12 protein-coding genes are annotated in these 12,019 nt (G+C 56.5%); 9 read left to right on the top strand and 3 right to left on the bottom strand.

The genetic code is table 11. The annotated features are described in order from the left end of the window. The first annotated feature begins 338 nt into the window (after nt 1-338). From IE083_RS03140 to hemB, 3 genes are all read left to right on the top strand, one after another. Complete coding sequence (locus IE083_RS03140; RefSeq protein ID WP_189352176.1) at nt 339-1,829, top strand: alanine/glycine:cation symporter family protein; 1,491 nt, start codon at nt 339-341, stop codon at nt 1,827-1,829. Nucleotides 1,830-1,898: 69 nt separating this feature from the next. Next, nucleotides 1,899-2,084: a hypothetical protein gene (locus IE083_RS03135; protein ID WP_189352175.1), complete on the top strand. Its 186-nt coding sequence runs from the start codon at nt 1,899-1,901 to the stop codon at nt 2,082-2,084. Nucleotides 2,085-2,208: 124 nt separating this feature from the next. After that, nucleotides 2,209-3,207: a porphobilinogen synthase gene (gene hemB, locus IE083_RS03130; RefSeq protein WP_189352174.1), complete on the top strand. Its 999-nt coding sequence runs from the start codon at nt 2,209-2,211 to the stop codon at nt 3,205-3,207. 217 nt (nt 3,208-3,424) lie between these two features. Here the strand turns inward: hemB and dcd are convergent, their stop codons facing one another. From dcd to IE083_RS03115, 3 genes are read right to left on the bottom strand one after another with little or no spacing between them, the layout of a single operon-like run. Beyond that, complete coding sequence (gene dcd / locus IE083_RS03125; RefSeq protein ID WP_189352173.1) at nt 3,425-3,994, bottom strand: dCTP deaminase; 570 nt, start codon at nt 3,992-3,994, stop codon at nt 3,425-3,427. A 52-nt stretch (nt 3,995-4,046) separates the two neighbouring features. Next, on the bottom strand, nt 4,047-4,373 hold the full coding sequence (locus tag IE083_RS03120; protein ID WP_229799568.1) for an STAS domain-containing protein: 327 nt from the start codon (nt 4,371-4,373) through the stop codon (nt 4,047-4,049). Then, nucleotides 4,370-5,542 (bottom strand): sensor histidine kinase, encoded by a 1,173-nt coding sequence (locus IE083_RS03115; protein WP_189352172.1) that lies wholly within the window; start codon nt 5,540-5,542, stop codon nt 4,370-4,372. The genes IE083_RS03120 and IE083_RS03115 overlap by 4 nt, the downstream gene beginning before the upstream one ends. A gap of 199 nt (nt 5,543-5,741) precedes the next feature. On the opposite strand from IE083_RS03115, the gene IE083_RS03110 reads away from it, so the two are divergent. The 6 genes from IE083_RS03110 to IE083_RS03085 are packed head-to-tail and all read left to right on the top strand — an operon-like array spanning nt 5,742 to nt 11,990. After that, nucleotides 5,742-6,683, top strand: a complete 942-nt coding sequence (locus tag IE083_RS03110) for a chemotaxis protein (RefSeq protein WP_189352171.1) — start codon at nt 5,742-5,744, stop codon at nt 6,681-6,683. A gap of 31 nt (nt 6,684-6,714) precedes the next feature. After that, nucleotides 6,715-7,650, top strand: coding sequence for a chemotaxis protein (locus IE083_RS03105; RefSeq protein WP_189352170.1), 936 nt, complete (start codon nt 6,715-6,717; stop codon nt 7,648-7,650). Between the two features lie 45 nt (nt 7,651-7,695). Beyond that, nucleotides 7,696-8,085 carry a chemotaxis response regulator CheY gene (gene cheY, locus IE083_RS03100; protein WP_189352169.1) on the top strand — a complete coding sequence of 130 codons (390 nt, stop codon included), beginning with the start codon at nt 7,696-7,698 and terminating at the stop codon, nt 8,083-8,085. A gap of 34 nt (nt 8,086-8,119) precedes the next feature. After that, nucleotides 8,120-8,851, top strand: coding sequence for a protein phosphatase CheZ (gene cheZ / locus IE083_RS03095; RefSeq protein ID WP_189352168.1), 732 nt, complete (start codon nt 8,120-8,122; stop codon nt 8,849-8,851). A 54-nt stretch (nt 8,852-8,905) separates the two neighbouring features. Continuing rightward, nucleotides 8,906-10,762: a chemotaxis protein CheA gene (locus IE083_RS03090; RefSeq protein ID WP_189352167.1), complete on the top strand. Its 1,857-nt coding sequence runs from the start codon at nt 8,906-8,908 to the stop codon at nt 10,760-10,762. A 10-nt stretch (nt 10,763-10,772) separates the two neighbouring features. Further along, on the top strand, nt 10,773-11,990 hold the full coding sequence (locus tag IE083_RS03085) for an EAL and HDOD domain-containing protein (protein WP_189352166.1): 1,218 nt from the start codon (nt 10,773-10,775) through the stop codon (nt 11,988-11,990). Nucleotides 11,991-12,019 lie beyond the last annotated feature (29 nt).

The following is a 12,019-nucleotide window of genomic DNA, read 5'->3' as shown; positions in this document are numbered from 1 at the left end:
GTGTCATTGCCATGGCATGCGCGTTTCTATGGCTACCAATGTGAAACGTCAACAGCCCCTAACATCGCTTTCAGTTGTTTCAATGGCGCGCCGTCAAGCAAGTTTGACGGCGCGTTTTGTTTTTTTGCGCAAGGATGTGCCGTTATTCTGCGGATTGTCGGACAAATAATGGCTAATGTATCCAGGCTACTATTCACGCGGAACTTGTTTCAGTAATGTTCTCCTCTCGCAAAACAGGCAGCTGACCTGTGCGATAGCACGCTACAGCTTACTAGGCTGTGGCGGCCACAACACCGTCGGAGCGGGTACTGACCCTCCCTTGAAACTGAGGAGTAAACATGCAGGCAGCAGTTGATTTTCTGAATGGCTGGATCTGGAGCAAGGGATTGATCTTCCTTTGCCTGGGCGTTGGTTTGTTTTTTTCCATCCGCACTCGTTTTGCGCAAGTACGCCATTTCGGCGAAATGATCCGTTTGATGTTTGACGGCAAGTCCAGCGACAGCGGCGTGTCGTCATTCCAGGCGCTGGCGATGACGCTGGCCGGCCGTGTCGGCACCGGTAACATTGCCGGTGTGGCGACCGCGATCACCTTCGGCGGTCCGGGTGCCGTGTTCTGGATGTGGATGGTTGCCTTCCTGGGCGCCAGCTCGGCCTTCGTCGAGTCCACCCTCGGCCAGATCTACAAGGAAAAGATCAACGGTGAATACCGTGGCGGTCCGGCCTTCTACATCGAGAAGGGCCTGGGCATGAAGTCGTTCGCGATCGTGTTCGCCATCGCCACCATCTTCGCCTGCGGCGTGCTGCTGCCAGGTACCCAGTCCAACTCCATCGGTGCCGGCCTGGAAAAGGCTCTGGGCATTGACCCGAACGTGACGGCCGCCATCCTGGCGCTGATGCTGGGCTTCATCATCTTCGGCGGTGTGAAGCGTATCGCTTCCTTTGCCGAGGTCGTGGTGCCGTTCATGGCGCTGGCCTACATCATCGTCGCCTGCGTGATCGTGGCGCTGAATGTCCATCAGCTGCCTGACGTACTGGCGCTGATCTTCAAGAGCGCATTCGGCTTTGATGCCGGCTTCGGTGCCATCCTGGGCATGGCGATCCAGTGGGGCGTGAAGCGTGGCGTGTACTCCAACGAAGCAGGCCAGGGTACCGGCCCGCACGCATCGTCCGCCGCTGCGGTATCGCACCCGGCCAAGCAGGGTCTGGTACAGGCGTTCTCGGTTTACATCGACACCCTGTTCGTGTGCTCCGCCACCGCCTTCATGCTGCTGATTACCGGCCAGTACAACGTACAGGGTCCGGATGGTAATGCACTGCATACCGGTATTGCCGGCGTGGCAGCCGGTCCTGGCTATGTGCAGACCGCGATGGAAAACATCATGCCGGGCTTCGGTTCCATCTTCGTGGCCGTGGCGCTGTTCTTCTTCGCCTTCACCACCATCATTGCCTACTACTACATCGCCGAAACCAACATCGCCTACCTGAGCCGCAAGGTGAACCGTCCGTGGCTGACGCTGGTGTTGAAAATCGCGATCATGGCGACCGTGGTATACGGTACCGTGAAGACCGCCGACCTGGCCTGGGGGCTGGGTGACATCGGTGTCGGCATGATGGCATGGATGAACATTGCTGCAATCATCCTGCTGCAGAAGCCGGCCTTCATCGCGCTGCGCGACTACGAGGCACAAAAGGCGCAAGGTCTGGACCCGGTGTTCCATCCGGAAAAACTGGGCATCAAGGGCGCCGACTACTGGACCGGCCATCAGTCGGAAGACAATCTGGAAGAAGAGCGCAAGCACGGCGGTCAACCGGTCTACGACAAGGTTTGATATCCTTACCGTAATCCGCACTCTTTGAACGCTGGGGCAACCCGGCGTTTTTTCATTTGGACCACCAATATGGATTTACTGCACAGCACCTGGTTCTGGCTTGTGATCATCGGCGCGCCGCTGGGCACCATCATCACCACGCTGGCGCACCTGTCGCAAAAACAGCCGCCAATCGAGCTGCCGCCGGGCGTGGCGCCGGGTACCTATGCCCGTCGCGAGCAGGCTGAGCAGGATGAGGATGCGGCGTCGCACTGACGCTGTGCGGCGTTGCGGCCAACCTTGCGCTGCCGCAAATGCCGCTGAACTTCTGCTGTGCCTGCGGTCCCAGTCTTGCTATCGTTAGCATCTTCCTTTGAACCGTTTGCCGCGAAAGACCCTCATGTTTACCAATCGCCACTTCCCCGCAACCCGTTTGCGTCGCATGCGCCGTGATGCTTTCTCCCGCCGCCTGATGCGCGAGAACGTGCTGACCACCAATGATCTGATCTATCCGGTATTCGTGCTGGAAGGACAGGGGCGCGAGCAGGCGGTGACGTCGATGCCGGGCGTGGTGCGCCAGAGTCTGGACAAGCTGCTGTTTACCGCCGAAGACGCGCTGCAGCTGGGTATTCCGATGCTGTCGATCTTCCCGGTGGTGGAAACCGGTAAGGACAACTCCGGCAAGGAGGCTTACAACCCGAACGGACTGGTGCCGACTGTGGTGCGCGAGCTGAAGGCGCGCTTCCCGGAGCTTGGCATCATGACCGACCTCGCGCTCGACCCGTACACCATCCACGGCCAGGACGGCCTGCTCGACGACAGCGGCTACGTGCTGAACGACGAAACCACCCAAGTGCTGGTGCAGCAGGCGCTGTGCCACGCCGAAGCTGGCGCCGACGTGCTCGGCCCGTCCGACATGATGGACGGCCGTATCGGCGCCATCCGCAGCGCGCTGGAAGAAGACGGCTACATCCACACCAGGATCCTGGCCTACAGCGCCAAGTACGCGTCGGCCTTCTACGGCCCGTTCCGCGATGCCGTCGGCTCTGCGGCCAACCTTGGCAAGGCCGACAAGTACACCTACCAGATGGACCCGGCCAACCTCGACGAGGCGATCCAGGAAGTGGCAATGGATCTGGAGGAGGGGGCAGACATGGTGATGATCAAACCGGGTATGCCGTATCTGGACGTGATCCGCCGCATCAAGGACACCTTCAAGGTGCCGACCTATGCCTACCAGGTGTCCGGCGAGTACGCGATGCTGAAAGCCGCATTCCAGAACGGCTGGCTGGATGAAGAAAAGTGCATGCTGGAAAGCCTGCTCGCCTTCAAGCGCGCCGGCGCCGATGGCATCCTCACCTATTTCGCACTGGATGCGGCGCGCCTGTTGCAGCGCTGATGCGTTACAAAACGGCCATGCGGCCAACGTTGGCCGCATGGCCTGTCCCTGCCGGTAATGTCCGGGCAAAAAAAGAGCGTTGCGGCAAGGGGGAACCACAACGCTCAGGAAGAAACACGTCGACAACAGTATTGCCCGCCGTGTTCTTCATCCTAGACCAGATGAACCGATTTGCGAGAAGGAATTCTCCCGCGGCGGTTCCTGCCTGCTTGCCGGCTCAGGTGCGTGGCAGGGTGACGCCGACTTGCCCCATGTATTTGCCGGCACGATCCTTGTAGGAGACGTCGCAGATCTCATCTGACTCAAAGAACAGCACTTGCGCTACACCCTCGTTGGCGTAGATTTTTGCCGGCAGCGGGGTGGTATTGGAGAATTCCAGGGTGACGTAGCCTTCCCATTCCGGTTCGAACGGGGTGACATTGACGATGATGCCGCAGCGGGCATAAGTCGATTTCCCAAGACATACGGTCAATACGGAGCGTGGAATCCTGAAGTATTCAACGGTCCGGGCAAGGGCGAAGGAGTTGGGCGGAATGATGCAGTAGCCTTTGCCGGATACCTCGACAAATGATTGTGGATCAAAGTTCTTGGGATCAACGATCGTGCTGTTGATATTGGTGAAAACCTTGAACTCATCGGCACAGCGAATATCGTAGCCGTAGCTCGATGTGCCGTACGAAATGACTTTCTCTCCGTTGAGCTGTTTGACTTGCTCATAGGAGAATGGCTCGATCATCGCCTGCTCTTCGGCCATGCGGCGGATCCATTTGTCGGATTTGATGCTCATCTTGCTTGTTTTCCCGGGTATTCAAGTCAGCTGCGGATTTTACCTGAAGAAGTCAGGAAATATTGAACAGCTTGGTGAAGCAGGCGATCTCCAGCACCTGGCGCACGGTTTCCCTGCAGTTGACCAGTGTCAGGCCCTTTCCTGCACTGCTGGCGCGCTCCTTCAGCAGCAGCAACATGCCCAGTGCCGAGCTGTCCAGATAGGGTACTTGGTCAAAGTCGATTTCGATCTCGGTGATGTCGTCATTGTCGAGCAAATCCTGGCTTGCCTGACGGAAAGCCTTGTGGGCATTGAAGTCGAATTGGCCAGCAAGGAAAATGCTTCCAACATGGCCGCGCAGTTTAACGATAGGTTTCATCATTGGGTCATTGCCGTTCATGGTTCGCTACTCAGGGGGAGGACAACCGAAAAGACCGTAAAGTCATCTTCGCGATGATAGCCCAGCTCGCCCCCCAGTGCGTCAACTACCCGCTTGGTGATGGCCAGGCCAAGTCCGGTGCCGTTTGCCCGGGTGGTAAAAAAAGGTTCGAATATGCGGGGTACCAGCTCCGTTGGAATGCCGGGGCCATTATCCCTTACCCTGAAGGTAAGACAGTCTTTGCCGTTCAGCACTTCCAGCGTGATTTTTCCGTTGGCCGGTGCGTGTTGTAGGGCATTTTCCAGCAGGCCGATCATGGCGGCTGCCAGCTCTTTGGGGCGGCAGGTCAGCAATGCTTGCTCCATGGCAACGGCATGAACCTGGAAATGTATGCCGGCGCCATCGCATTGTGGCGCGAACGACTGTTCCAGCTCGTGCACCAGCTCGGGTAGCGAATAACGGGCAAGTTGTTCACCAGATGCATTGTGGCGTACAAAACCCAGCATCTCCTGAGTCAAGCCCTCCAGCGCCTGCAGCCGGTCGACAATCTTGCGCGAGAATTTGAGCCGCTCCTCGGCTGATAGTGTCGGGCGCTCCAGGTTTTTGGCATAGAGTAGGGCAGTAGCGAGTGGGGTGCGTAACTGATGGGCCAGCGATGCCGCCATTTGCCCCATGGAGGCAAGCTTGTGCTGCTGTGCCAGTTGTTCGTGCAGATGGCGCAGGGTTCCCACGTCATGCAGCAGGAAGATTGTCGACAGGTCGTCCAGCGGACAGGCTTGCAGGGTCAGGTAGCGCATCCTGCCGCTTTGTGGGTCGTCAACATGAATCACGCCGTCGGCATCGGTTTGCGGCAGCAGCTCGGCCTCGCTCCAGTGCGTGCGGCCTTGCAATCCCGGCAGCATCATTCTTGCTGCGTTGTTCAGGGAAATGATCTGTCTTTGCTTGTCGGTCTCGATGACACCGGCCGGCAACTCGTTGACGAGAGTCGCCAGGCGCTGTGCCAGCTGGGCGTTGGCCTGTGACTTTTGCAGCAGCTCATCATTGGCCTGGGTCAACTGGTTGTTTAGCTCTTCGACTTTGATTTCAAGCTGTTGGTATGCTTTGATCAGCTCATCGGTTACCGCGTTGAAGTGGGCAAATGTTGCGGCCAGCGTTTCCGGGGTGGCATTTGTTGATAGATTATTCGACATTAAGCAGGTGCCATTTGTAAAGGCCGGTTAAACCATATAATAATCCTACCCCTGAACACGGGATATGATGGTGCTGGACTCCTCATGGAGCACAGGCGATACTACACTGCAGCGCCGGTATCCTGAAATGCAGATGGCTTGGCGGTGGTTGGCGTAGTGTCTTTGTCGCAAGAAATGAATTTTTTTCTCGGAGGTTTCCGTGTCTGAGCTTCTTAAAAAAATCGATGCCCGCACCAAGCTGGCAGGAACGAACAAACTGGAAATCCTCTTGTTCTCCCTTGGAATTGACCAAAGAACGGGGCGCAAGGAGACCTTCGGCATCAACGTTTTCAAGGTGCGCGAAGTGATGCGGACACCGGAGATCACCTCAGCACCGGAAATGCCCTCCTCGGTCGAGGGCATGGTCAGCCTGCGGGGCAGCCTGGTGCCGGTGATCGATCTGGCGCGCTACGCTGGCATCGTCAGCGAGAAGCGCCCGGAAATCATGATCGTAACCGAGTACAACGGCCATACCCAGGGCTTTCTGGTCGAAGCCGTCGATACCATCCTGCGTCTGGACTGGGCGGCGATGCGGGTGCCGCCGGAGATGATCACCAACCGGATGGGCGGCTTGGTCACGGCGGTAACCGAGCTGAATGGCGGTACACTGGTGATGATGATGGATGTGGAAAAAGTACTGGCGGAAACCGCCATGTATGGTGACGAGCACCAGTTCATCGGCATCGATCCGATCAAGGAACCCCGGATGGTGTATTTTGCGGATGATTCTGCTGTCGCACGCAAGCAGATTCAGCAGACATTTGAAGTCATGAACGTCAAATACGCCTCGGCAATCAACGGTATGCGCGCATGGGAAGACTTACAGCGGATGGCGGCACAGGCCGAGCTTGCCGGCCGCAAACTGAATGAAATTGTCAATCTGGTGCTGACTGACGTCGAGATGCCGGAGATGGACGGTTACATGCTGACCAAGCTCATCAAGTCCGATCCACGGTTCCATGGCATCCCTGTACTGATGCATTCTTCCCTGTCAGGGCAGTCCAACCAGAAACTGGGTGAGTCGGTTGGTGTTGATGCTTATGTTTCCAAGTTTGAGCCGCAAAAGCTCTCGATGAAAATTCGCGAGATGCTGAAGATCTGAGCTGATTTGCGCTTTATTTTAAGGAGTGGCCATGTCCGCATCTGATGCCTCTTTGCTAGCCAATATCGATGCCCGTACCAAGCTGGCGGGCTCGAACAAGATGGAAATTCTGCTGTTTTCGCTGGGGACTCGCGAAACATTCGGGATCAACGTGTTCAAGGTACGTGAAGTATCGCAGACGCCTTTCGTGACCAAGACGCCCAACATGCCGTTCGGTGTCGAAGGTGTGCTGTCACTGCGCGGTAACATCATTCCCGTGATTTCGCTGGCCAAGTTCATCGGCTGTGAATTGGCGGAAGGTGGCTATGGCACCATGATTGTCACCGAATTCAACAAGAGCACCCAGGCGTTTCTGGTGGATTCGGTCGATCGTATCATTCGCGTTGACTGGGACAAGGTGCGCGCGCCAGAGAATGTGATGAATACCACCCAGCAGACACTGATCACTGCGGTGACCGAGCTGGATGACGGCAAGCTGGTCTCGATTCTGGATGTTGAACAGATACTCTCCAGTGTTGTTGGTGAAATCCGGTTGCCCGATGTCCCGCAAGCAGCGCTGGAAGAAGACCAGTACGTCTTCTTCGTTGACGATTCGGTGGTGGCCCGGAAAGAAATCTCCAATGTGATGGACAAGATGGCCATCAAGTACCATCAGGCAAACAACGGCAAAGAGGCATGGGACAAATTGCAGGTGCTGGCAAACAGGACATGGTCCGATTCGGAAAGCCTGCATGACAACCTGAAACTGATTCTGGTTGATGCGGAAATGCCCGAAATGGACGGCTATGTCCTGACCAGGCTGATCAAGTCGGACTCTCGTTTCTCCGGTATTCCGGTGGTGATGCACTCATCCCTGTCGTCCAATGCTAACCGGGCCATGGGTGCCAGTGTCGGTGTCGATGCCTATGTTGCCAAGTTCGATCCTGCAGTACTTGCGGATACAATCATTCCTTTCCTTCAGCGCTAGGAACGAAATCAAGCTGGGAATTGATGTCAGCTCAGGAAAAAGCCAATGATAGATAAAAATATGAGATTTCTGGTTGTCGATGATTTCTCAACGATGAGAAGGATTGTGCGCAACCTTTTGAAAGAATTGGGTATTACCAATGTTGATGAGGCAGAAGACGGTCAGGTTGCATTGCACAAACTGAAGACGCAACATTTTGACTTCATCGTATCCGACTGGAACATGCCGAACATGACCGGTATCGAATTGTTGCGCGCGGTACGGGCCGATTCGCAACTCAAGACGCTGCCGTTCCTGATGATTACCGCTGAAGCGAAGCGTGAAAACATCATTGAAGCCGCAACGGCCGGGGCTAGCGGCTACATCGTGAAGCCGTTTACTGCCGCGACACTGGAAGAGAAGATGGGCAAGATCTTCCAGAGCCTAAACAAATAAAAGCAGTCAGTACTGTTTGCCAGGAGAAACTGTCGTGCCGGATCATCTTCTTGAAAGTGGCGATTCGCCAGAGCTGGAAGCCCTATTTGAAAGTATCGCCAAGCAACAAGCCTCTCCGCAAGAGACGCCTTCGGCAGAGGCTGATGGTGCCAATCCCCAGGCGGCATTGGCAATATATGCCCAGATCGGACAAATGACCCGCAAGCTGCATGATGCATTGCGTGAGCTTGGCTACGATAAATCCTTGGAGAAAATGGCTGATGCCATCCCCGATGCCAAAGACCGCTTGGGTTACATCGCTACACTGACCGCCAATGCGGCTGAGCGTGTGTTGAATGCAACCGATATCGCACGTCCGATCCAGGACGAGTTGCAGTCGCAGTCCGTAATCCTGTCCGGACGCTGGGAGCAGTTGTTTGCCAATCAGCTATCAGTTGACGACTTTAAACTGCTGGCTGCGGATACTCGCCGCTTCCTGGCGCAGGCACCGCAACAAACTGCAGCAACCAATGCCCAGTTACTGGAAATCGTAATGGCTCAGGATTTTCAGGACCTGACCGGGCAGGTGATCAAGAAGGTCATGGACATGGTCAAGACGCTGGAAAGTGAGCTGCTGACCGTGTTGATCGAGTATTTGCCGGCCGAGAAGAAAGTGGAATTGGGCTCCGATCTGCTGCAAGGTCCGGTGGTGAATCCTGATGGCCGTTCCGATGTGGTAACCAATCAGCAACAAGTGGATGATTTGCTGGAAAGCCTGGGTTTCTAAGACACGGAATCATCCGGCCGTCTGCGGTGGGCCGATAATGAAAAGGAAGTCAAAATGAGCGACTTTGCAGGTATGGAAGATCTGATGCAGGATTTTCTGCTCGAGTCCACGGAATTGCTGTCTGATGTTGACAACAAGCTGTGCGAACTTGAGAAACGGCCTAATGACAAGGCGTTGCTGAATGATATTTTCCGGGGCTTTCATACCATCAAGGGTGGAGCCGGCTTTCTGAACGTATCGGCAATGGTGACCATCTGTCATCGTACCGAAAACCTTTTTGACAAGCTGCGCAATGGTGAACTGCCGCTATCGTCGGAGTTGATGGATGTGATCCTGGATGCAACTGGCGTGGTGCGTGGCATGTTCACCACCTTGTCGCAAGGCTTGTCACCAGCGACACCGGATGCCGGCTTGCTCGCTGCGCTGGATAGCGCACTGGCGGGTAATCTGGCTTCTTCTGCCGCAGCCACTGCCAAGACGCCAGTCGTGGACACCGGCGCCGCCCCAGATGCGCCGGACTGGAATGTGCTGCATGCGGCAGTAACCGGGCCTGCCACGGTTTCTGCTCCGGTTGTTGCAGTGCCGGCACCGGTTGTTGAAACAGTGGCCGATACGCCATTGTTACCCGTGGCATCCCCAAAGGCAGCGCCGGCGAAAGTGGCACCACAACAAGGCATGGCCAGTGCGCCGCCGGAAAATACCATCCGTATTGATACTGTCCGCCTGGACCAGGTACTGAACCTGTCTGGTGAAATCGGTCTGACCAAAAACCGTCTGACCACGCTGCGCACCGAAATCCTGCAGGGCAATATGGAGACGCATACCCTGCGTTCCCTCGATGAGGCAATAAGCCAGCTCGATCTGCTGGTCAGCGATTTGCAGAATGCGGTAATGAAGACCCGCATGCAGCCGATCGGACGCCTGTTCCAGAAGTATCCACGGTTGGCGCGAGACCTGGCGCGGCAGTTGGGCAAGGAGGTCGAGCTGGTCATTACCGGTGAGGAAACCGAACTCGACAAGACCATGATCGAGGACCTGAACGACCCGTTGGTGCACTTGGTACGCAATGCGGTTGATCACGGGGTCGAGTCTTCCGAAGAGCGCATCAGTGTCGGCAAGAAGCCACAGTCACTGGTACAGCTGTCGGCCGAGCAGGTCGGTGATCACATCGTCATCGAAATTTCCGATGATGGCAAGGGGATGAATCCTGAAGCCCTGCGCCGCAAGGCCATCGAAAAAGGCCTTATCGATGCGGAGACGGCCAACGGTCTCGACGAGAAACAGTGCCTGCAGCTGATTTTCCTGCCGGGTTTCTCTACCAAGGACCAGATTTCGAGTGTTTCCGGCCGTGGCGTCGGTATGGATGTGGTGCGTACCAATATCCAGAAACTGAATGGCCGCATCGATATCAATTCTGAGCAGGGTGTTGGCACTAGGATCAGCATTTCGCTGCCGTTGACGCTGGCCATCCTGCCGGTGCTGGTGGTGCGTGCCTGCAACCAGCCATTTGCCGTGCCGCTGGCCATGGTGCGTGAAATCATCCCGATCGATGTTGCAGCCATTCAGGAAGTATCGGGGCGACCGACCATCGTGGTACGTGACGAAATCCTGCCTTTGAAGACGCTGGCTGGCTTGCTGAACTGGGCGCCGACGCAAAAACCGCAATTCGGTGTGTTGATGCAGTCTGCCGAGAAGTCCTTCATCCTTGCTGTTGACTCCTTTGTCGGTCGTGATGACGTGGTGATCAAGCCGTTGCAGAATATCCGTCCAAAAGGCGTTGCCGGTGCCACGCTATCCGGTGACGGCTCGGTGGTGCTGGTACTGGACATGGAGGATTTGCTGATGGGGCAGGCTGACGCACCAAGCGGCGGCGCGATGATGCTTCGTAATGCCGATAATTATTCCTACTGAGCCGTTGCCAATGTCCGTATCGGCTTTTTTGGGAAGACAGCCTGTTCTGAACCGTAACCAGCAGCTCATCGGCTATGAGCTGCTGTTCCGTGAAAGTGAAACCTCGACCGAAATCGGACGGCATGCCGAGCTGGATGCCGATACCGAGGTGTTGGTCAATACCCTCAATCACATGGGCACCAGTTGGCTGATCGGCAACAAGCTGGCTTTCATGAACGTGGGTGAGTCGATGATCGGCAGCGACTTTCTGGAGTTGCTGCCGCCACGACGAGTGGTGCTGGAGCTCTCCGGCAAGCTGACGCCTTCCAATGAGCTGTTGTCCCGTGTCCGTCATCTGCGCTCCCTCGGCTTCGGAGTGGCGCTGGACGGCTTTTCGTTCGAGTCGCCGGCGGCGGCCTTTCTCGACCTGGCCAACTACGTCAAGCTGGATGTGCAGTCGATGGATGCGCCGGCCTTCCAGACGCTGGCGGTGCGCTTGCGTAGCTATCCGGTGATCCGCATCGCCGAGCGTGTCGAGACCTATGAGCACTACCATCTGGCCCGCGATCTGGGGCTGGACGGCTATCAGGGCTACTACTTCGCCAAGCCGGAAACCCTGTCCGCCAAGGTGATCCACCCCAGCTTTGCCAATACCCTCAAGCTGCTGAACCTGCTGCGCCAGGATGCGGCGCTGAAAGAGGTGGAGGCAGTGCTGAAAACCGACGTTGCACTGTCCTTCAAGTTGCTGCGCTACGTCAATTCGGCCGCTGCCGGGCTGAATACCACCATCAACTCGTTCTCGCATGCCTTGACGGTGCTGGGCTACAAGCGCCTGTACCGCTGGCTGACGTTGCTGCTGGTGACCAGCTCGGAAAATGGCCTGATGCCGGCCGCGCTGCAGAAAACCGCGGTGTCGCGCGCGCGCATGATGGAGCTGATCGCGCTGGAGTCCGGCCTGCCTGCCGATGTCGCCGACAGCTTCTTCATCACCGGCATGTTCTCGTTGCTGGACGTGATTTTCGATATGCCGATCGCGCTGGCGCTGGAGCATCTCAACCTGCCGGAAGAAATTTGCGAGGCATTGATGGTGCATGCCGGCCGTTATGGCCTGTGCCTGGAGCTGGTGCTGGCGATGGAAGCCGGCACCGACAATCTGCCGCAACTGGCGCAGCGCCTGAACATCGAGGCCGAGGCCTTGAACCTGTTGCACACCAGTGCACTCTCTTGGGTGGAAGAGCTTAGTCTATAATCACCCCTCTGTTTCTCTCGGTTAACTCA

The organism is Vogesella fluminis (assembly GCF_014652335.1).
GTDB classification, from domain to species: Bacteria; Pseudomonadota; Gammaproteobacteria; order Burkholderiales; family Chromobacteriaceae; genus Vogesella; species Vogesella fluminis.
This window is presented reverse-complemented; position numbering and strand designations above follow the sequence as displayed.